Annotated in this window: 21 protein-coding genes; 11 read left to right on the top strand and 10 right to left on the bottom strand. The window is 60.5% G+C overall.

Annotated features, from left to right (window positions below; genetic code table 11):
* The 3 genes from iolE (at position 1) to V6R85_RS23320 (ending at position 3,293) form a co-directional block, all read left to right on the top strand.
* Positions 1–909: a myo-inosose-2 dehydratase gene (iolE, locus tag V6R85_RS23330; protein WP_087746782.1), complete on the top strand. Its 909-nt coding sequence runs from the start codon at positions 1–3 to the stop codon at positions 907–909.
* A gap of 206 nt (positions 910–1,115) precedes the next feature.
* Positions 1,116–1,928: a 5-deoxy-glucuronate isomerase gene (gene iolB / locus V6R85_RS23325; RefSeq protein WP_087746780.1), complete on the top strand. Its 813-nt coding sequence runs from the start codon at positions 1,116–1,118 to the stop codon at positions 1,926–1,928.
* 237 nt (positions 1,929–2,165) lie between these two features.
* Positions 2,166–3,293: a Gfo/Idh/MocA family protein gene (locus tag V6R85_RS23320; RefSeq protein ID WP_112207819.1), complete on the top strand. Its 1,128-nt coding sequence runs from the start codon at positions 2,166–2,168 to the stop codon at positions 3,291–3,293.
* A 184-nt stretch (positions 3,294–3,477) separates the two neighbouring features.
* On the opposite strand, the gene V6R85_RS23315 is transcribed toward V6R85_RS23320, so the two are convergent.
* From V6R85_RS23315 to V6R85_RS23305, 3 genes are all read right to left on the bottom strand, one after another.
* Entirely contained in the window at positions 3,478–4,440 is a 963-nt protein-coding gene (locus tag V6R85_RS23315; RefSeq protein WP_112207821.1) for a 2-hydroxyacid dehydrogenase, read from the bottom strand.
* A 363-nt stretch (positions 4,441–4,803) separates the two neighbouring features.
* Positions 4,804–5,826 carry a LacI family DNA-binding transcriptional regulator gene (locus V6R85_RS23310; protein WP_003505469.1) on the bottom strand — a complete coding sequence of 341 codons (1,023 nt, stop codon included), beginning with the start codon at positions 5,824–5,826 and terminating at the stop codon, positions 4,804–4,806.
* Between the two features lie 133 nt (positions 5,827–5,959).
* Positions 5,960–6,469, bottom strand: a complete 510-nt coding sequence (locus V6R85_RS23305; protein ID WP_060724477.1) for a MarR family winged helix-turn-helix transcriptional regulator — start codon at positions 6,467–6,469, stop codon at positions 5,960–5,962.
* A gap of 79 nt (positions 6,470–6,548) precedes the next feature.
* Between V6R85_RS23305 and V6R85_RS23300 the strand changes: the two genes are divergently transcribed.
* From V6R85_RS23300 to V6R85_RS23290, 3 genes are all read left to right on the top strand, one after another.
* Positions 6,549–7,349 (top strand): creatininase family protein, encoded by an 801-nt coding sequence (locus V6R85_RS23300; protein WP_112207823.1) that lies wholly within the window; start codon positions 6,549–6,551, stop codon positions 7,347–7,349.
* A 113-nt stretch (positions 7,350–7,462) separates the two neighbouring features.
* Entirely contained in the window at positions 7,463–8,557 is a 1,095-nt protein-coding gene (locus tag V6R85_RS23295; RefSeq protein WP_112292653.1) for a CobW family GTP-binding protein, read from the top strand.
* Positions 8,558–8,964: 407 nt separating this feature from the next.
* On the top strand, positions 8,965–9,957 hold the full coding sequence (locus tag V6R85_RS23290; RefSeq protein WP_003505463.1) for a WD40 repeat domain-containing protein: 993 nt from the start codon (positions 8,965–8,967) through the stop codon (positions 9,955–9,957).
* Positions 9,958–10,056: 99 nt separating this feature from the next.
* On the opposite strand, the gene V6R85_RS23285 is transcribed toward V6R85_RS23290, so the two are convergent.
* The 3 genes from V6R85_RS23285 to V6R85_RS23275 form a co-directional block, all read right to left on the bottom strand.
* The gene (locus V6R85_RS23285) at positions 10,057–11,238 is read right to left on the bottom strand and encodes an MFS transporter (RefSeq protein ID WP_162692489.1); all 1,182 of its coding nucleotides are present in this window, start codon (positions 11,236–11,238) and stop codon (positions 10,057–10,059) included.
* 323 nt (positions 11,239–11,561) lie between these two features.
* The gene (locus V6R85_RS23280; RefSeq protein WP_112207829.1) at positions 11,562–12,209 is read right to left on the bottom strand and encodes an outer membrane protein; all 648 of its coding nucleotides are present in this window, start codon (positions 12,207–12,209) and stop codon (positions 11,562–11,564) included.
* 523 nt (positions 12,210–12,732) lie between these two features.
* Entirely contained in the window at positions 12,733–13,020 is a 288-nt protein-coding gene (locus V6R85_RS23275; protein ID WP_003505460.1) for a hypothetical protein, read from the bottom strand.
* 270 nt (positions 13,021–13,290) lie between these two features.
* Here V6R85_RS23275 and V6R85_RS23270 point away from each other — a divergent pair, with 270 nt between their 5' ends.
* The 3 genes from V6R85_RS23270 (at position 13,291) to V6R85_RS23260 (ending at position 16,261) form a co-directional block, all read left to right on the top strand.
* Positions 13,291–14,469 (top strand): hypothetical protein, encoded by a 1,179-nt coding sequence (locus V6R85_RS23270; RefSeq protein WP_112951239.1) that lies wholly within the window; start codon positions 13,291–13,293, stop codon positions 14,467–14,469.
* Between the two features lie 107 nt (positions 14,470–14,576).
* Positions 14,577–15,218, top strand: a complete 642-nt coding sequence (locus tag V6R85_RS23265; RefSeq protein WP_003505458.1) for a DUF1007 family protein — start codon at positions 14,577–14,579, stop codon at positions 15,216–15,218.
* The gene (locus V6R85_RS23260) at positions 15,212–16,261 is read left to right on the top strand and encodes a nickel/cobalt transporter (protein ID WP_003505457.1); all 1,050 of its coding nucleotides are present in this window, start codon (positions 15,212–15,214) and stop codon (positions 16,259–16,261) included. Before V6R85_RS23265 ends, V6R85_RS23260 begins: the two co-directional genes overlap by 7 nt.
* Here the strand turns inward: V6R85_RS23260 and V6R85_RS23255 are convergent.
* The 4 genes from V6R85_RS23255 to V6R85_RS23240 all read right to left on the bottom strand — a co-directional run bounded on the left by V6R85_RS23255 (position 16,252) and on the right by V6R85_RS23240 (position 18,903).
* Positions 16,252–16,482, bottom strand: coding sequence for a hypothetical protein (locus tag V6R85_RS23255; RefSeq protein WP_003505456.1), 231 nt, complete (start codon positions 16,480–16,482; stop codon positions 16,252–16,254). The two genes, V6R85_RS23260 and V6R85_RS23255, sit on opposite strands and share 10 nt — an antisense overlap.
* Complete coding sequence (locus V6R85_RS23250; RefSeq protein ID WP_003505455.1) at positions 16,475–17,161, bottom strand: GNAT family N-acetyltransferase; 687 nt, start codon at positions 17,159–17,161, stop codon at positions 16,475–16,477. The genes V6R85_RS23255 and V6R85_RS23250 overlap by 8 nt, the downstream gene beginning before the upstream one ends.
* Positions 17,162–17,460: 299 nt before the next feature.
* Entirely contained in the window at positions 17,461–18,156 is a 696-nt protein-coding gene (locus V6R85_RS23245) for a tellurite resistance TerB family protein (protein WP_020812108.1), read from the bottom strand.
* A 108-nt stretch (positions 18,157–18,264) separates the two neighbouring features.
* The gene (locus V6R85_RS23240) at positions 18,265–18,903 is read right to left on the bottom strand and encodes a 2-dehydro-3-deoxy-phosphogluconate aldolase (RefSeq protein WP_020812107.1); all 639 of its coding nucleotides are present in this window, start codon (positions 18,901–18,903) and stop codon (positions 18,265–18,267) included.
* 170 nt (positions 18,904–19,073) lie between these two features.
* Here V6R85_RS23240 and V6R85_RS23235 point away from each other — a divergent pair, with 170 nt between their 5' ends.
* Both V6R85_RS23235 and V6R85_RS23230 read left to right on the top strand, forming a co-directional pair.
* A complete protein-coding gene (locus tag V6R85_RS23235) occupies positions 19,074–19,562 on the top strand; it encodes a CYTH domain-containing protein (RefSeq protein WP_020812106.1) in 489 nt (162 codons plus the stop codon).
* Entirely contained in the window at positions 19,546–20,454 is a 909-nt protein-coding gene (locus V6R85_RS23230) for a CHAD domain-containing protein (protein WP_336377226.1), read from the top strand. The genes V6R85_RS23235 and V6R85_RS23230 overlap by 17 nt, the downstream gene beginning before the upstream one ends.
* The last annotated feature ends 211 nt before the right edge of the window (positions 20,455–20,665 follow it).

Below are 20,665 nucleotides of genomic sequence, written 5' to 3'. Positions count from 1 at the left end.
ATGATCCGTTACGGAACCAACCCGATCGCCTGGTCGAACGACGACGACCGCACGCTGGGTGCGCATATCAGCCTTGAACAGTGCCTTGATGAAACCGCCAAGATCGGCTTCGACGGCATCGAGAAGGGCCACAAGTTCCCGACCGACCCGGAAGGCCTGAAGGGCGTGCTTTCGCCGCGCGGCCTCTCCTTCGTCTCCGGCTGGCATTCGCTGAACCTTCTGACCGACGACATCGAATCCGAAAAAAAGGCCATGCAGCCGGCGCTTGATCTCTTGAAGGCCATGGGCTCGAAGGTCATCATCGTCTGCGAAACCTCCAACGCCATCCACGGCGATGACAGCAAGGCGCTGGTCGACCGTCCGCGCCTTGCGGCCGAGGACTGGGCGTCGTTCGGTGCCGGTGTCGAAGCGCTGGCCGCCTTTGCCGCCGAACAGGGCATCACCCTCGTTTATCATCACCACATGGGAACGGTGGTGGAGAGCGAAGAGGAGATCGACCTGTTGATGAAACACACGGGGCCGAAGACTCACCTGCTGCTCGATACCGGCCATTGCCTGTTCGGCGGCGGCGATCCCGTCCGCGTCGCGCAGAAATACATGGGTCGCGTTGGCCATATCCATGCCAAGAACGTGCGCCCTGCCATTGCCGATCAGGTACGGGGCGAGCGGCTCTCCTTCCTCGAAGGCGTTCGCCGCGGCGTGTTCACCGTGCCCGGCGACAGCGAGGGCGGCGTGAATTTTCCGCCGGTGCTGAAAGTGGCGGCCGAACATAATTACAGCGGCTGGCTGGTGATCGAAGCCGAGCAGGATCCTGATCTGCGTAATCCGTTCGAGTATCAGAGCCTCGGGCTGAAATCGCTGAAGGCTTTTGCGCGTGAGGCCGGACTGGACAAAGCTCAGGCTGCCTGAACCGAACCACGGAAGGCGGGGCGGCCTACTCCACCCGTCATACCGGCCTTGAGCCGGTATCCAGCCAGCCCAAGTCTTTGGGCTGAAAAGAGTCTTCCCGCCGCGCGGACGCGCGTCGGCTGGATTCCGGCTCAAGGCCGGAATGACGGTGGTACGCGAAACTACCGAATGACATGTTTGTGCTACTCACGAAAAGGAACACCACCATGACCTCACTTCTGCGCAAGCCGGTCGCGACAAGCGGCAAGGTGCACGATATCACGCCCCAAAGCGCGGATTGGGGTTATGTCGGTTTCGGCCTCTACCGCCTGAAGCCGGGCGAGACGGCGGCGGAAAAGACCGGCGATACGGAAGTCATCCTCGTGCTGGTCGAAGGCAAGGCGACGATTTCCGCTGATGGCAAGGATTTCGGCGAACTTGGCGACCGCATGAACGTGTTCGAGCGCAAGCCGCCCCATTGCGTTTATGTTCCCGCCGGCTCTGACTGGTCGCTGACGGCCACGACCGACTGCACCGTCGGCGTCTGCACCGCACCCGGCGAAAAAGGCAGCCGCGAGGCGCAGCAGATCGGCCCCGCCGGCGTGCAGCTGACCGAACGCGGCAAGGGCGCCAATACGCGTTACATCTTCCCCATCGCCATGGAAGAGCGCGACGTGGCCGACAGCCTGCTGGTAACGGAGGTCTTCACGCCGTCAGGCAACTGGTCGTCCTATCCGCCGCACCGGCATGACGAGGATAACTACCCCGACATGACCTATCTGGAAGAGACCTATTATCACCGGCTGAACCCGGCGCAGGGTTTCGGCTTCCAGCGCGTCTTCACCGAAGACGGCTCGCTGGACGAGACCATGGCGGTTTCGGATGGCGATGTCGTGCTGGTCCCGAAGGGCCATCACCCCTGCGGCGCGCCCTATGGTTACGAGATGTATTATCTGAACGTGATGGCGGGGCCGATGCGTAAATGGCGCTTCAAGAACCACCCGGATCACGACTGGATTTTCAAGCGGGATAATCCGTAAGGCATTTCAGGCAAAAACCGCAACCTCCTCATCCCTGTGCCTGTCACAGGGATCCAGCCAGCCCAGGTCCTTGGGCTGAAAGGAGTCTTTCCGTCGCGCAGACGCGCGTCGGCTGGATTCCTGTGACAGGCACAGGAATGAGGGAGTGCGCGAAGATACGTCTTGAGACTGTCTCGGCACACGACAAACGCAATTAACGAATTGAATTAATTAATATAATTTCGGGAGGAAAATACCATGGCCGCTCTTGGCGTGGGCCTTATCGGCACGGGATACATGGGCAAATGCCACGCGCTCGCGTGGAACAATGTCACCAGCGTCTTCGGCGATGTGGAGCGCCCGCGCCTCGTGACGCTGGCGGAAGTCAATCCCGAACTGGCAGCAAAAAAGGCGGCCGAGTTCGGTTTTGCCCGCTCGACCGGCAACTGGCGCGATCTGCTGTCCGATCCCGAGATCGACGTCATCTCGGTCACCACGCCGAATGCGTTCCATCCGGACATGGCCATTGCCGCCCTTGAGGCCGGCAAGCATGTCTGGTGCGAAAAGCCGATGGCGCCCGCCTTTACTGACGCGGTGAAGATGCGCGATGCGGCCCGCCGGTCGGGCAAGGCGGCGGCGATGGGCTACAACTACATCCAGAACCCAATGATCCGCCACATGCGCCGCCTGATCGACGAAGGCGCGATCGGCAAGGTCTACCATGTCCGCGCCGAGATGGATGAGGACTTCATGGCCGATGCCACCCAGCCCTTCTACTGGAAGAGCGAGGCGTCCTCCGGTTACGGCGCGCTGGATGATTTCGCCGTTCACCCGCTGTCGCTGCTTTTTGCCCTGTTCGGCCATGCACAAAGCGCCATCACCGATATGGTGAAACCCTATGAGACCCGCCCGCTTGCCGGCGGCGGCGAGCGCGCCGTCGAGACGCATGATCTTGCCAGCGTTCTCTTGAAGCTTGAGGGCGGCATTTCCGCCGTGCTCATCGCCAACCGCTCCGCCTGGGGCCGCAAGGGCCGCATCGCCATCCAGATTTATGGCTCCACCGGCTCGATCCTGTTCGACCAGGAGCGGATGAACGAGTTCCAGCTCTACACCACGGATGGACGCCCCGAGGAGCAGGGTTTCAGAACCATCCTCGCCGCCCCCCACCACAAGCCCTATGACCGCTTCATCCCCGCCCCCGGCCACGGCCTCGGCTTCAATGATCTGAAGGTGATCGAATGCCGCGAACTGATAGCGGCGATCGAGGGAAAGAAGGCCCATATCATCGATTTCGAGGAAGGGCTGAGGATCGAGCGCAGCATCCACGCCATGGCCCGTTCGTTTGCCGAAGGGCGCTGGGTGACGGCGGAGGAGATTGCGGAATAGGGGTTGGCGTAAAAGCGTCCTAGCTGACGCCGAGCCCTCTCTCTGTTCTCGGACATGACCATTGAACCTTTTGCACTCGACGTCATCCTCGGGCTTGACCCGAGGATGACGGATGAGAGGTTGGCGCATTCTTAGAAACCTGGATGGGCTGTCTCCCGCAGCCCATCATAGTATCGCCGGAACCTCACCCCTTCACCGGCGTTTCCGGCACCGGCGTCAGCACCTTGCCATCCCTGAACCAGCCGAGAATATTATCCGCAACCAGATCGGCCATCGCATTGCGCGTCGGAACCGAGGCGGAGGCGACGTGCGGCAGCAGGGAGACATTCGGCAGCGACAGGAAGGCTTCCGGCACCTTCGGCTCGGCATAGAACACGTCGAGACCGGCAGCCCCCAAAGCACCGTTTTTAAGCGCCTCAAGCAGCGCATCCTCATCGACGCTGGAGCCGCGCCCGACATTGATGAACACGCCCTCAGGCCCAAGCGCCGTCAGGATTTCGGCGTTGATCGCCTTATGCGTTTCCGGCGTACCGGGCACGATGCAGATCAGGATGTCGACAGCTTCCGCCATCTCCTTCAGCGAACCGTAATAGGTATAGGAGAGGCCATCCCGCTTGCTGCGGGTGTGGTAGCCGATCTCCACCTTGAAGGGCTCCAGCCGCTTGGCGATTTCCTGGCCGATGCGGCCCATGCCGAAGAGACCCACCTTGCGGCCGCGAAGCGAGAAGGGAGAGAGGGCAAACGGCCCTTCGCCAACCCATTTGCCGTCACGCAGCCAGGTTTCGGCCTGATAGAGCCGGCGCACGGTGTTGATCAACAGCGCAATCGTCGTATCGGCCACCTCGTCGTTCAGCACATCAGGCGTATTCGTCACCACGATGCCGCGCGTGGCGGCATGTTTGGCATCCACGCCATCATAACCCACACCGAAATTGGCGATGATCTCCAGCTTCGGCAACGCATCGATCCATTTGGCGTTGACGACGCCGGAAACGGCGACGGCATTGATGCGCTCCGCCGCACCCTCAGGCAGAACCGGCTCGGCGCCGGCAGGCACTGTCACGATCTCGACCTTGCCTTCGAGGCGTTCAAGAACGCGCGGGTTGATCTTGCCGGGAACGAGAACGACGGCCTTTTTGTCAGACATGAGCGGATATTCCTCCTGATAACATTCCGATATCAGGAGTGGGTTTCAGGCGAACCGCTCGCCATCCCACTCCTATGGGCGGCGATCTTTTCAAACAACGGCGGCCGTGAAAAGGGCAATAAGGGGATGCTATGGGGGCAGACGGAAGTTTCATGCCGATTTTTTTGCGGCGTCGCTATATAGCTTCGTCATTCCGGCCTTGAGCCGGAATCCAGCCGACGCGCCTCTGCGCGGCGAAAACAATCCTTTCAGCCCAAGGACTTGGGTTGGCTGGATACCGGCTCAAGGCCGGTATGACGGGGGAAGGAAACGCCGACGACGACTATGGGCGCGCGGTCAGCGGGCTCAGAGTCGCAAACGAGCTCACACCCGCGGCCGCACCGGCCCTGTCGATTGGCGGATGCGCATTTCCGGCTTGATGAGGTGAATGCCGTCAGGCTCATGGCTGCCCGCCAGCCTGTCCAGCAGCGCGCGCGCCGCTAAGCGCCCCACCTCGGCCTGGCCGTTGGAAACGGTGGTCAGCGCCGGCGTGGCGATCGCGGCTTCTTCCAGATCGTCGTAGCCGGTTACCGAGATATCGACACCCGGCACCAGACCGGCGCGGGAAATGCCGTTCATCAGACCGATGGCGACGAGATCGTTCCAGCAGACGGCGGCGGTCGGCTTCTGCGGCAGCGACAGGAAATGCACCGCCGCTTCAAACCCGCCCTGCTTGGAGCGGGGGCCGGGAATGCGCAGGTTCGGATCAACCTCGATGCCGGCCTTGCGCAGCGCATTGACGTAACCCTGGTAACGGTCACGGCCGGTCGAAGTCTGGTCGGTGCCGCCAACCATGGCGATGGTGCGGTGGCCGAGGCTGATCAGGTGGTTGGTGGCAAGCGAAATGCCGTAGCTGTCATCGCCACGATAGGTCGGCATATCGACACCGTCCATGGAACGGGCGACCAGAATGGCAGGCATGCCGTTTTCTTCGGCCAGCGTCATGTCCTCGATCGGCGTACCGATGGCGGGCGACATGATGATGCCGTCCGAGCCGAGCTGCAGCAGCGTCTCGATGAAGGTGCGCTGTTTTTCCACCGAATCATAATGGTTGGAAAGAATGAAGGTCTGGCGGCTGCGATCCAGCTCGCTTTCGATGGCTTTGAGAATTTCCCCGTAAAACGGGTTCATCACATCATGGAATACCACGCCGACAATGCCAGAGCGCGAGGTGCGCAGGCTGGCGGCGCGGCGGTTATAGATATAACCCAGCGCCCGCGCCTGTTCCTTGATCTTGTCCCGCGTATCGGCAGCGACCAGCGGGCTATCGCGCAACGCAAGGGAAATGGTGGCGGTCGAAAGACCGAGGCTTTCGGCAATCGTAGACAGTTTGACCTTTTGGGCCACGGCATTCCTCCCCAAACGCGTGTCACTGACGGATGTCTCCGTTTAAATTGCAATTAAACAATTTAAACAAAATCCGCAACCCGTTTAAGGAATAGCCACAAAACAGATGGTTCTTTTAAAAATTTCAACAAAATTATTGAAGATTGGCGTCGATTGCCTTGAGAAGTTTAACAACGTTGCGAATATCCTTGGCCGAAAGCCCCTCTATCGCCCTTGCTCCGCAATCCGCTATCGAGGTGTTGATGTGGTCGACGCTTTTCAGGCCCGTTTCCGTCAGCTTCACCAGCGTCACGCGGCCATCCTCGTCGTCGCCGCTGCGTTCCACGAAACCCTGGGCTTCCATGCGGCCGATGGTGCGCGTCATGGTGGGCGCCTTGACGCCGAGTTTCTGGGCGATCTGGCCCGGTGTCAGGCTGCCTTCCTGCGCCAGCGCCAGGATAACGCCGTCCTGCCCGGCATAAAGCCCGCTTTCGGCAAGGCTGTGGCTCAGCGCCGTGCGCATGGAGCGGGCGGCCTGGGTAATGGATTGCGCCAGTTCCTCGGGGTTGAAGTTCTCATCCCTCTTTTTGGCGTCCTTTACCTTCTTGCTGCCCTTTTCCTTCTTGGCGCCTTTGTCCTTATGCCCGGATTTGTCCTTGCTCATATGCGAGTGCCTTTTACCCTGTGGCGGAACCGATATATGTTGCTGGAAATCCTTACCGAATACACGCGCGGACTGCCAGATGCCAAACTCATACACGCATTATCACGACGAAAACGTAACAGACCCTCATCTTCGCGCAACAGGTGCAATTTCCGTGCTGCCGCTCGGCGCGCATGAACAGCACGGGCCTCACCTGCCCTTCGAGACCGATACGCTGGTTGCCGAAGGCATTGTCACCCGTCTCGCCGCCGCCCTGCCCGGCCATCTGCCCGTCTCCTTCCTGCCGGTGGAACCGGTCGGATATTCCATCGAACACATGAATGTGCCGGGCACCAAGACCTTGCGTTACGATGAGGCCATCGAGCGCTGGCTCGGCATCGCAGAAGCGGAATATAAAAAGGGCGTGCGCAAATTCGTGATGCTGAACGCCCATGGCGGCAATTCACCGCTGATGACCATTGTCGCCACCGAGGCCCGCGCCCGTTTCGGCATGCTGGCGGTCGCCACAAGCTGGACCCGTTTCGGCGTGCCGGCCGATATCGTGAAGCCGGAGGACAAGGCGATCGATATTCACGGCGGCGATATCGAGACATCCGTCATGCTAGCGCTTCACCCCGAGCGGGTGGCGATGCAAAAGGCCGCCAGCTTCGCCTCCCGCCAGAGCGATTTCGCCAGCCGCTTCAAACACCTGCGCGCCTATGGCCCACACGCCTTCGGCTGGCTGATGAGCGATCTCAACCCTGACGGGGCTGCCGGAAACGCCGCCGCCGCGACAGCGGAAAAGGGCGAAAGGCTGATTTCCCACGCTGTGAATGGCCTTGTCGAACTGCTTGAAGATATCCACGCTTTTGACATAACGTTATTTCATAACAAAATTTGAGTGACATGGCCGAATTCGGCCAAAATCTCTTTGAACTGCCAGGGCGTCGCGCCTATATGGACGACGACACATCTTCCTGAGGCTTGATAGCCTCTCTCCACGCGGGGTTTTCCATGACCGAAACAGCACCAGCCAAGCCCATTCCAGTCACCGTCCTGACGGGATATCTCGGCGCCGGCAAAACGACGCTTCTCAACCGCATTCTCTCCGAGAACCACGGCAAGAAATACGCTGTCATCGTCAATGAATTCGGCGAGATCGGCATCGACAACGATCTGATCGTCGAGTCTGATGAAGAAATCTACGAAATGAACAATGGCTGCGTGTGCTGCACGGTGCGCGGCGATTTGATCCGCGTCGTGGAAGGCCTGATGCGCCGGCCCGGCCGTTTCGACGGCATCATCGTCGAAACGACAGGCCTTGCCGATCCGGTGCCCGTCGCCCAGACCTTCTTCATGGATGACGATGTGCGCGCCAAGACCGAGCTTGACGCCGTTGTGGCGCTGGTCGATGCCAAGCACCTGCCGCTGCGCCTGAAGGACAGCCGCGAGGCTGAAGACCAGATCGCCTTTGCCGATGTCGTCGTCGTCAACAAGACCGACCTCGTTTCGCCTGAGGAAGTGGCCCGCATCGAGGATATCGTCCGCGCCATCAACCCGTCCGCGCGCATCTACAAGACCACCCGTTCCGGTGTTGATCTTGCCCGGGTTCTCGATCAGGGCGCCTTCAATCTGGAGCGCGCGCTGGAAAACGATCCGCATTTCCTCGAGCACGGCCATGAGGATCATGCCTGCGGCCCCGATTGCGATCATCATCACCACGACCACCATCATCATGACCACGATCACGGGCATCACGACCATGGGCACGATCACCACCACCATGGCGCGGCCTCCCCGATCCATGACGTGACGGTGCAGTCGGTCTCGCTGCGCGGCGGCGAGATGAACCCCGAGCGGTTCTTCCCGTGGATCCAGAAAGTCACCCAGACAGACGGCCCCAACATTCTGCGCCTCAAGGGCATCATCGCCTTCAAGGGTGATGCGGAGCGTTACGTGGTGCAGGGCGTGCACATGATCATCGAGGGCGACCACCAGCGCCCGTGGAAGGAAGACGAAAAGCGCGAAAGCCGCCTCGTCTTCATCGGCCGCGAACTGGACCGCGAGAAGCTGGAAAAGAGCTTCAACGCCTGCCTCGCCACGGCCTGATCCTCTCTCTTCGTCACCCCGGCGTTGCGCCGGGGTGACGCCGCCTCCTTCATTCGGATGCGCTCACCGCCCCTCATCCCTGTGCTTGTCACAGGGATCCAGCCAGCCCAAGTCCTTGGGCTGAGAGGAGTCTTTCGCCGCGCAGACGCGCGTCGGCTGGATTCCTGTGACATCCTCGGGCTTGTCTCGGGGAACAGGAATGAGGGACAGGGAGATGCACGTCCTGTAAAATCATGGTGCCATATGCCGTGGATTCCTCGACGACAAAGCGGTCTATCTCCTTGATTTCACGAATCGTGCGAACGTAAAAGCGGTTCCGCTTTTGCCGGAAATGCTCTAGAACCATGCCTGCCGCCGGGGTCGACATCGTCGCCCCACCAGACACAGATACGAAAGACCGATGCCCCATGCCGACTGTTGCCCCGCTTGATATCGAAGGCCACGTGGTCTCGACCCATTTCCTCGGCGACATTCCCCTGTTTGCCACCGCCGCCGGCACCATTCACCGCCTGGATGGCGGCGAGAAGGTGACGCAGGCGCATGACGGGCTTCTGACCTGCATTCGCGATCCCTACAGCGCCACGCTGCTTTCCGGCGGCGAAGACGGCCGTGTGCTGCGCATCGGCCATGATGGCAGCATCAGCGAGCTCGCCAATGTGCCGCGCAAATGGGTCGGCGTCGTTGCCGGCGGGCCGCAGAAGGCGGTGGCTTATGGCGTCGGCAAGTCCAGCTTCGTGCGGCTATCCGACGGTACGGTCAAGGAATTCAAGGAAGAGCGCACAGTGGAGGCCATCGCGTTTGCGCCCAAGGGCCTGCGCATTGCCGTTGCCCGTTATAACGGCGTGACACTGCATTGGGTGGCAAGTGCGGGCGATCCGGTCGATCTGGAATGGAAGGGCGCGCATACCGGCGTCACCTTCTCGCCCGATGGCAAGTTCCTCGTCACCACCATGCAGGAAAATGCCCTGCATGGCTGGAAGATGGAAGCGACCAAGGGCGGCATGGAAGCCCGCCACATGCGCATGACCGGTTATCCCGCCAAGGTGAAATCCATCTCCTGGTCGGCAAAGGGCAAATGGCTCGCCTCATCAGGTGCGCCCGCCGCCATTGTCTGGCCATTCGCCGGCAAGGACGGCCCGATGGGCAAGGCTCCGGAAGAACTCGGCAGCCGCGCCAACATCATGGTCACCAATGTCGCCTTCCACCCCGTGGAAGACGTGCTCGCCATCGGCTTCATCGACGGTATGATTCTTGGTGTGCGCCTGGCCGACGGCAAGGAAGCCCTGCTTCGCCGCCCCGGCAAGGGCGCCATTACAGCCATGGACTGGAGCGCCACCGGCAAGCTGCTCGCCTTCGCCTCGGAAGCGGGCGATTGCGGGATCATCGATATTTCGGCGTGAGGGCCAACACCCTGCCCCTCATTCCTGTGCTTGTCACAGGAATGAGGGATGATCGGGCCGCAAGGCCAGATGAAATCCTCCCTACCCCCGCCGAACACCCTAATCCGCCACCTGCCGCCGTGTCAGAAACAAGAGCAGCAGCGCAGCACCCGCACCGACCGAAGCAAGCCGGATCGAGGTGCCGAAGCTTGCATATTGCGACACGAGCCCCATCAGCGGCACCGCAAAAAGTGCTGCAAGGAAGATCGAATTCATGTAGAGCGCCGTCGCCCGCGCCGTGCGCCCGCGGGCAAAGCCCTGCACGAAGGTGAGAGACGTGCCGGCGAAAAGGCCGTAATAGGAACCTTCCATGGCAGCCCCCACCAGCATGGCCGGCAGGGTCGTGACCGAAGCGATGATGTTGAAAGCAACGATCGCCGTCACCGCCGCGATGCTCAGAAGCAGCCGCGCGCTGATCCGGCGCATGATCCTCGGCGCGAGCAGGATAAGCAGGACTTCCATGGCGCATTTGACGCTGAGCGACAGGCCCGGCGCATAGTCCGGCAGGCCAACCTCACGCACCAGAAATACCGGCAGGGCCGAGGCGCAGAGAGCATGGGCGAAAGACATGCAGAAACTGGCCGTCGCCGCCATCAGCAGCGGCAGGTTGCGCCCCGCATCGGCTCCGCCCTCATCCCGCCGCTCCATCGGGCAGGTCTGCCCACGCGGCACGATGGCAAGCGCAAGCGCCCCCCAGATGGTCGCCATCAGCATCGCATTCACGAAGACGGCCTTTGCGCCGGCGAAATCGACGATCAGAAAGGCTGCGGCCGGCAGCAGCATCCAGGCCAGCGATACCATCATTCTGAGGAAGGCGTTATAAGCGGTGGTATCGAGCGCCTCCACCCGGCCGTGATACCGGCCATAACTGAAGACGAGGGTGGTGGCGGCGTTGGAAAGCCCCATGCCCGTCGCCGTTACCGCCACCAGCAGCGCCAGATGCCCGAAACTCGCGGCCGCCGCCGCCACGAAAGCACCTGCAATGGAGAGCATGAGCAGCGGCTTGATCCGCACGCCGGCATCCACCCGCTCGCCATAAAAACGGCTGGCGACGATCGAGGCCACCATCGCCGTCACGCTGTAGAGACCGAGCGTCGCCGGCGGATGGCCGAGCACCTGAATGATGTAAAAACCGATAAACGGCACGATGGCGGCATTGGTGCTGCCGGCGATGAAAACCAGCAACGCGATCAAATAGGCCTGACGGTCAAAAGCCCCCGGCGAAGTGCTTTTCTGTAGCATGGGAATCGACTGGAGACTGGCAAGCGGGAGTGGATTGGAACCCACCATCACACCAAAATGCTCTGCGGTTCAAGCCCGTTCGGAAAGCCGGATGCGGTTTCATTGCGGATGAAGACGAAACCGCTTCATTTACGCTGGGTGTGTCTATCGCCGTGGGGTGGACGCCCCCCAACCGCAAGCCCTTGTCGCTCAATTAAAAGTACCCGCCCGGGGAATGTTCTCGCCGCCGGGCAGGTTATGGATCGATATTGTGCCGGACTGTCGCCCCCGATGCGGCCGTCGCAAAGACGGGCGCTCCCTCTCCGGAAACGAAAATCCGTCGATCAGAACTTCACGCCGAGACCGACGCTGACGACATGTTCGCTGAGCTTTCCATCCGCGGAAATGCCCTGGACAGTGTAGGTTTCCTTGCCGAAATCGTTGTAACGATATTCGAGACGGCCGAATACGTTGTCAGTCAAGGCGTAGTCGATACCGGCGCCAATCGTCCAGCCATTCAGCATCTTGCTGGCATTGCCAAAGGGAGTCTTGATCTCGCTGTCCGTCGCGGTGTAACCACCGGCGGTGTAGATCAGGGCGCGGTCGACGGCATAGCCGGCACGCAGGCGCGCGGAACCGTTCAGGCCCGAGGACACCTTGCTGAGGTCGATCGTCTTGTTGCCCCATGCATAACCGAGATCACCCTCGACACCGAGAATGACGGATGGCGCGACTTCGGCATTGTAACCGGCAAAGCCCGCAAAACGAGCACCATAGAAACTATGCTTGTCGGTCTCACCGTCTTCAGTCGTTTTCAACCGGTTCCAGCCATAACCGCCCGAAACACCGGCGTAAAAACCGTCCCAGGAGAAGGCAGGCGCGGCATCGTCGACGACAGGCGCCGCCGGAACGTCGCTGACGGCATCTGCAGCAAAGGCTGCGCCGGAAAGAACGCCGAGCGCGGCGAGTGCGAGAAATGATTGTTTCAACATGAAATAGCTCCTTCAAAACTTCCTTACCCGCCAAAATGCGGGCCGCGAACATACCCGCCACCGAAATCACAATCACAAATGGCGAGCCGGGGGCACGTGTTAATTGAAGCACCCAAAAGTTAAAAGCAAGCAACAACGACAGAAAAAATGAAAGTACTGAAAATATAATCAGATTTTTACTTTATAAATTTATTTATTATCTAAATACAAATTAGAATTTATAAATATAACTATATTAGCATGCACCGATTTCCCCCAAAGTTGTCACGGATCGGCGAACACAACATGCTGATGGACCATCCTGAACAAAAAAAGAGGGCCGCAAGGCCCCCTTCCAGTCATGCGATGCGCCGTTTGTTCTTGCCGGAAATGCCATGCGTCAAACACACGCAACTCGAGGGTCATTGCCGGCTTATGCGCTGCGCATCGTCTGTGTCGAAAATCCCTGATGATTTTCGAGCTGTCCCGTTGGAGCGGGATGGAGAAAAGCCCGATGGTTTCGCCATCCCGTTCCAAATTTCAGTTAGTGCCGGCGCTTCTTGCCGCCGTCATTCTTGTTGTCGATGACATCGACTGACGTCTTGTTACCGTTCAGCAGGCCGTTCAGGATGCCGGTCTTGTTGCCGTTCAGAATCCCGTTATTGGACAGGATGCCGCTGACGCCGAGATCGATGCTCGGCGAGACGACGACAAGGGCGCCGCCCTTGTTGCTGTTGCCGGACAGGATGCCACCCAGAAGACCGCCCGCATTGGCCTGACCAACGGAAGCGACAGTAAGAATAGCGGCTACACAAGCGAACTTTGCAATCATTTCTCTCTCCTCTTTTGTTTGATCACGCCATCTGGCGTAACTGAACTGTATATTTAGAGGATTCTAATTCAAGCAAAGGCTAATATTACAATAAACAGTTAACTTTAATACTGGTGATTTTAATAGAATTTTACATATCTTCTTATGGAATCCGCTACCTCTATTCCGGTATTGGCGCACTGAATTTCGGTTACGAAAGTAAAACGGCGCGGGAGACTTTATTAACCATCCAAATATAAGATATTGCTTAATTAGCGACCGGAGATGCGAATGCGGCTGGGGGGATATATCGCGCTTGTTCTCGGCCTTGCCTGCCCCTGCGGCGCGTGGGCGGGTGAAAAAGCCGATGAGCACAATGTCACCTATAAGTCCGGCATTGCTTATGACACCAATTATTTCGCCGACACCAACAGGCTGAGCGCAATTTCGCTGCGTGCCGGCTTCGGGCTCAACGGCAAGGTCGTGCTTGATGATGCGGAGCTGCGTTATTCGCTCGAACACGAGGAGGTCCGCCTCCCCCGTTACCGCTTCGCCAATGAACACAACACCATCGCGGCGCTGGGACTGACGAAACGGTTTTCCGAAAAGCTGGAATGGGCCATCGAGCTGCGCGGCACCCGCAGCGATGCCGGCGACATCTTCCTGCATCTGCCCGAAGAAGACATTGGTTACCGGCAGCTCGATCACAAGCTGGAGGCCTCTTCCCAGCTCGGCATCCTTGCGCTCGGCGGCAAGAACACGCTGACGGCAAGCTTTGCCAGCCTGATGAAGGGCAAGGCGCGGTTCCGTCCGGCCTATTTCATGCCCACCCGGCTGGAGGCAAACGAGGCGCTTTTATCGCTGAAGGCCGAACATGCGCGGCCGCTGGCCGGCGGCGAGGCGGGCCTGACGCTTGCTTATGACCGTATCGTCGTTCCCGAGGGGCAGCAGGAGAAATATGAACGTTTCCCTGCCAATACGCTGCGCGGCTCGCTGGCCTATGGTTACAAGTTCTCCGATCGTTTCGCGGTTCTGGCCGAGGCGGGCTTCACATCCATTTCCGGTGATGAGATCAGCGACCAGGTAAAGCGTACCCGCCCCTATCTCCGGGCCGAAGCCGAGGTGAAGGCCACCGAGCGCATCGCCTTCGGCGTCGGCTATTCGCAGGACTATGCGCTTTTCGATCCGGATGATCCTATCGCCGAGTTTCACCGTCGCTGGCAACTCGTCGTGAAAAGCAGGCTCACCGAAAAGGTCGGGCTCGATCTTGCCCTGAACCGGGTCCACAAGGACTGGATCTATTATAATTACGATACCAGCGAGCGCAGGCTGGTCGCCACGCTGTCCTTCGATACCGGCAAGAACAGCAAGCTGGAGCTGGAGTTCAACCGCCTGCTACATGGCGAGCGCGAGACCGACCTCGCTTATAGCGGCTCCAGCATCACGTCGCGTTTCAGCGGCACCTTCTGAAATCCCTTGACGGCCCGCGCGAAGGATCAGACGCATCAGGTCGAAATTCGGTCCCAATTTCTGCTAGAGTCGGGTCTTCAAGATTCGAAGGCAGGACAGACCGGATAATGAACAGACGCTTTTTGCTCCTCGCGGCCGGCCTCGCCTGCGTTCCCGTCGCGGCGGCTGCGCATCCGCACATCTTTGCCGAAGCCCGCATGGAAATCGTCGAGGGGCCGAACGGCACCGTTCAGGAAGTGCGCAATATCTGGCGTTTCGACGAGATGTTTTCGGCAAGCGTGGTGATGGATTACGACAAGAACAGCGATCTGAAGCTGGACAAGGACGAGCTGGCCGAGATCGGCAATACGGTGCTGGAATCGCTCGCCGAATATTCCTATTACACCTTCATCACCGCCAATGGAAAACCGGTGGAGTTCTCCAAGCCCGACGCCATTCACGTGGACTACAAGGACCAGCAGATCCTGATGTTCTTCTCCGTGAAGCCGACCAAGCCGCTCGCCGTCAAGGGCAAGCTCAGCTTCGGCGCCTGGGATCCGACCATGTATACGGCGATCGATTTCGCCAAGGACAGCGATATCGCGACGCAGGGCAAGGATCTGAATGCCTGCAAGCATCATATCGTCCGCCCCGATCCCGACGAGGTAATCTCGCAGAACCAGGGTTCGCTGACCGACGCCTTTTTCAACGATCCGACCGGCACCGACATGACCAAGCTCTTCGCCACCCGGCTGGAGGTCTCATGCTGAGCCGCAGGGCACGCCTTGCCGCCGTCGCCATCGGCCTCATCGCCGTGGCCAGTGTCGCCCACGCGCAATCGCCGCTCGGCATCGGCTCGGCCGAGCCTTCCTTTTCCGTTGGTGGCCCCTTCGCACCGCTGATGCAATGGATCAACGTGCACCAGCAGATGTTTTACCGGGCGCTGACCGGTGCGCTGAAGGCCATGCGCGAGGATGGCTGGGCGCTCGGCTCGCTGATCGGCCTTTCCTTTGCCTATGGCGTTTTCCATGCCGCCGGTCCCGGCCACGGCAAGGCGGTCATTTCGTCCTACATGATCGCCAATGAAACGCAGCTGAAACGCGGCATTCTCATTTCCTTCGTCTCGGCCCTCATTCAGGGCTTGATGGCCATCGGCCTTGTTGGGGCGGCCTGGCTGGTGCTGCGCGGCACCTCCATCACCATGACCATGGCGACGCAGGCGATGGAGATCGCCAGCTTCGCCATGGTGGCGCTGTTCGGCGCCTGGCTCCTGGTGCGGAAGCTTTGGTCACTGCGCATCCGGCGGGAACCCGTCCCCGTCTTTGCCACGGCGGGTGAAGCCACGGCCGGCAGAACCACCGGCATGGGCACGGGGCTGCGCTTTCAGGGCAAGCCGGTTTTCGCGGATCATGAGCATAACGGCACCGGCGATCTCTGCAACGCCTGCGGAAAGTCCCATGCGCCGGACCCCATGCTGTTGAAGGGCAAGAACTTCAGCCTGCATGAAGCATGGTCGGCCATCATCGCGGTCGGCCTCAGGCCATGCTCGGGCGCGATCATCGTCATGAGCTTCGCGCTTCTGAACGGGCTTTATCTCGGCGGCGTGCTCTCCGTGCTCGCCATGTCGCTCGGCACCGCCATAACGGTGTCGGCCCTCGCCATCATGGCCGTCTCGGCCAAGGGGCTCGCCGTGCGTTTCGCCGGCCCCGGCAGCCGCAAGGCTGCCGGCATCAGCCACGCGATCGAAATCGCCGGCGCGCTTTTCGTGCTGATCATGGGACTGCTGCTGCTCGGCGCTTCGCTTCAGCTCTGATCATCGCGGCGGCGCTGGTAACGAGCGCGCAGCCAGAACAGCAGGAAGAAACACAGCACGGCAACCGAACCGAAGGCGGCGGCGAGCCACGGCGAATAATCACCCAGCCACAACATGATCTTCGGCATGACGAAGAACACGAGCCCGAAACCGACGATGATGAGGGCGGCGGCAATTGCCGGCGACCAGTCCTTTTTCCCCGATGTCGGTTTTTCAGGCATTGGCAAGCTCCGCGCGGATATCTTCAAGCTTGCGCTTCTGCGCCCCGTCGGCTGCAAAATTGTCAGGCGAAAGCCACGCTTCGAAGGCCTTGCCGATCAGCGGCCATTCGCCGTCGATCATCGAAAACCACGCCGTATCGCGGTTCTGGCCTTTCGAGATCATATGCTGACGGAAAACGCCCTCGAAGGTGAAGCCATAACGCTTCGCCGTGATCTTGGAGGGTTCGTTTTCATTGTGGCATTTCCACTCGTAACGGCGATACCCCAGATCCTCGAAAACATGTTTCGCCATCAGGTAATGCGCTTCAGTGGCAAGAGGCGAGCGCTTCATCTTCGCGCCATGGGCGACGGAGCCAACCTCGACCACGCCATTGGCCGGATCGGGCCGCATATAGCTCGCCATGCCGACGATATCGCCAGTGGCATTTTCCACGAAGACCAGCGTGACCCAGTTAAGCTTCTGCCCCGCGCCGATGAGCCAGTCGCCAAAGGCGTCGGCATCAGGGAAGGCGTTTTGCGGGAAATATTTGAGAAGCGCATTGGTGCCCTCGCCGCCAAGGGCTGACCAGAGCCTTGCGAGGTGTTTTTCGCGATCAAACGGCTCGGCCGTGACGTAACGGCCCTTCAGCACCACCGGCTGCGGCGGCGGACATCCCCTAAAATCACTCAGATCGCGCATTCTCTTCCCCATTTGCTGGGAGAAGGATTAGGGCAAGCGGGGCGGGATGACAACAGGGCATGTGGGGTGGGATGCGGTGGTCTCGGCGGGTGTGGCTCCCCCCCCCTCTGCCCTGCCGGGCATCTCCCCCACAAGGGGGGAGATCGACCTGCGGTAAAGCCTCGCCCATCTCAACGTTCGAGAAGGAAGTGGCGAAAGAGCGTCTTGCCGATCTCCCCACCTGTGGGGGAGATGCCCGGCAGGGCAGAGGGGGGTGAACCACACGCGCAAACCTTCGTGCCCAAGCCTAAAGCACTACCTCAAACCTTCGCAGCCACCACCGTCGCCTCGATATGGTCCACCAGCGCATCCGGCAACCCAAGCCGTCCGGCAAGAAGGTCGAGATACCCCCGCTCCGCCCGCGTATCGGCCTCGATGGCAAGGCGCGAGGCGGTGTAAAGCTCCACCTTCTGCTCCTCCGTGCGGGCGGCGGCCACCAGCGCGTCGATGTCGAGCGGATCGGCCAGTTCCTTTTCGAGGAACCGCTCCGCTTCGTCATCGATGCCGGAGACCTGCACCTTGTCCATGATATTGGCGCGCTCCTTCTCATCGATATGACCATCCGCCTTGGCGGCGGCGATCATCGCCTGGATGAGCTTCAGCGCAAAATCATTGGAAAGGGCCGGCGATTGCGGGTGGAAGGCGGAATCTGTGGGCGGGGCGAGAAGCTCCGGCTCGGGTTTCGGCGCAGCTTCCGGGGCCTGGCCAGACTTGTAATTCTTGTAGGCGAGATAGCCGAGGCCAGCGATGGCGGCGACACCGCCGATGGTGGCGACATTGCCGGCGAGCTTGCGGCCGGTCTTGGTGCCCAGAATTGCGGCGGCAAGGGCACCGGCCTTCAGGGGATTGTTCTTGGCGATATCGGCGGCCTGCCCGGCTCTGTCACGGACGCTTCCCGAAAGGCCCGGCACCTGAGAGCCGAGGAATTGTTCAAGAAGCTTCTTGGCGTCGAACATCAAAATCTCCTGTAAAGGTCAAATCTACAGGGGAGATAGGAAGTCGTGGGCCGAATACAAATGTCAAACCCGCTCACGCCTTCGTGAACGGGTTTGACGGGACGCAAATCAGGCGCGCAGTGCCGCGGCTTCGGCAGCAAGCTTGGTGATGCCCGCCCAGTCGCCGGTCGCCACCAGTTCGCGCGGGGCAACCCAGGAACCGCCGACGCAGACGACGTTCGGCAGGGAGAGATAATCATTGGCGTTCTTGAGCGACACGCTGCCGGTCGGGCAGAACATGGTGCCGGCGAGCGGTGAAGACAGCGCCTTGAGGTAAGGTGCGCCGCCAGCCTGTTCGGCCGGGAAGAACTTCAGCACTTTATAACCCTCGTCGCGCAGCGCCATGACTTCGCTGGCTGTGGCCGCACCCGGAAGCAGCGGCACCTTGGAACCGCGCGCGGCTTCCAGCACGCTTTTATTGATGCCGGGGCTGACGATGAAGGTGGAGCCGGCTTCGGCCGCCGCTTCGAAATCCCGGGCGTTGAGAATGGTGCCGGCGCCGACATGCGCGCCTTCCACTTCCGCCGCAACCGCGCGGATGGCGTCGAGCGCCGCCGGCGTGCGCATGGTGATCTCGATCGCCTTCAGGCCGCCTGCGACCAAAGCGCGCGCCAAATGCACGGCGGAAGCGGCGTCATCCACGATCAGCACCGGCACGACCGGCTGGAGCTTGAGGATGGAGAGCAGTTTTTCGGAGTCCTGGGCCAAGATGAGCCTCCTTGCGCGTTTGAAACGATTGAAATTCCGTCTACGGATTAGCCTGCCTCGGCTTTCATGTCGAGGCGCGCCAGCCGCATTTTTATCCAGATACTTCAATCAATTCGCTTCATCATAATGTCATAGTGCGATAATCTGCAGCACCAGTTCGCGGAGACAGCATGGCCAAGGAAATTGAACGGAAGTTTCTGGTTGCAGGCGGTGAATGGCGTAATGAGGTAACGCATAGCATGGCTTTCCGGCAGGCCTATGTCGCCTCGATGGAAAACCGTTCGGTTCGGGTGAGGATCGTCGACCAGCGTGACGCGACCCTGACCATCAAGATCGGCGCCAGCGCCCTTGTCCGCGACGAATATGAATATTCCATACCCCTCAAGGATGCCGAAGAGCTGATGGCAAGCGCGCCGGGCGTGGTGATCGAGAAAACCCGCCACACCGTCGATCACGGCGGTTTCACCTGGGAGGTGGATGTTTTCGAAGGGAAATATCACGGGCTGGTCGTGGCGGAAGTGGAAATGCATGACGAAAATGCCGATCCCGCTCTGCCGTCCTGGCTTGGCCGGGAAGTGACCGGAGACAAGCGCTTCTCCAACCAGTCGCTCGCCATGGACTGTCCGAACGGAGACCTGTCGGATGCCCTTCAGAATTGATCCGAAAAAGCCCTTCGACGACGAAATCCGTCGCGCCGGGCTGGAACTGATCGACGATACGATCACGATCCTGCGCGACCAGCAGTCGGGATCGCACGAGGCGGTACACGACGCCCGCAAGCGTTTCAAGCGGCTGCGCGCCCTCTACCGCCTGATCCGCGAGGCGGCGCCGGATTTCGGCCGCGAGGAAAATGCCCGTATTCGCGATATCGCCCGCTCCCTCGCCTTTGCGCGGGATGCGACGGCGCTGGTGGAGACGGCGGAATATCTCGAGACCTTCGCGCGCTCGGACGCGCAGGGCGAAGCGTTGCGATCGATCACCGCGATGCTGCGCAAGCGCCGCGACGACGCCATAGAACATGAGGCCGGCCTCGACGAGGCCATTGCCGCCGCCATCGCCGGCTGCGGGGAAGCGCGCAGGAAGCTCGAGGCCCTGTCGCTGCCGGATGAGTTGAAAGACACCGCCCGGCTGATAAGAACCGCCTGGGCGAAACAGCGAAAAAGGGCGCGCAAGGCGCTCACCGATTGCCACGAACAGGCCGACGTCGAACATTTCCACGAATTGCGCAAGGCCGGGCAGGCCTACTGGATGCATCTCGGCCTGATGCGCCGCCTCTGGCCTTCCGCCATGCGCGCCAAGCGGGCCGATACCAAGCGGCTGGTCGACATTCTTGGTCACGAGCACGATCTTTCGGTTCTCGCCGCCGTCGCCGACCGCGAGCCGGACCGTTTCGGCAATGGCGAGCGGCTGGCTCTGCTGCTCGACGCCATCATCCAGCGGCAGCAGGCGCTGCGCACGGAAGGGCTTGCGCTGGCAGGCGAGGTGTTTTCCGAATCCGCCCGCACCGAAAGCCGCATTATCGGCCTGCTGTGGCGGCGGGCGGCGAAGTAGCCCAAACTTCTCGTTCGGTGCTCACCACCTCCGTCATTCCGGCCTTGAGCCGGAATCCGGCCCGCCCAAGTCCTCGGGCTGAAAAGACTCTCTCCGCCGCGCAGACGCGCGTCGGCTGGAAGCCCCCAAACCCTCCCGATTTGACGATTTTCAAAATGACCGGACCCGTTGATAAATATTGCTTTGCGGCCGCCGTCGCTGTATTTCAGCG

Source organism: Agrobacterium sp. CCNWLW32 (assembly GCF_037083425.1).
In the GTDB taxonomy this organism is placed as follows: domain Bacteria; phylum Pseudomonadota; class Alphaproteobacteria; order Rhizobiales; family Rhizobiaceae; genus Agrobacterium; species Agrobacterium radiobacter.
The sequence above is the reverse complement of the archived record's forward strand: the minus strand, read 5'-3'. Positions and strand labels throughout refer to the sequence as shown.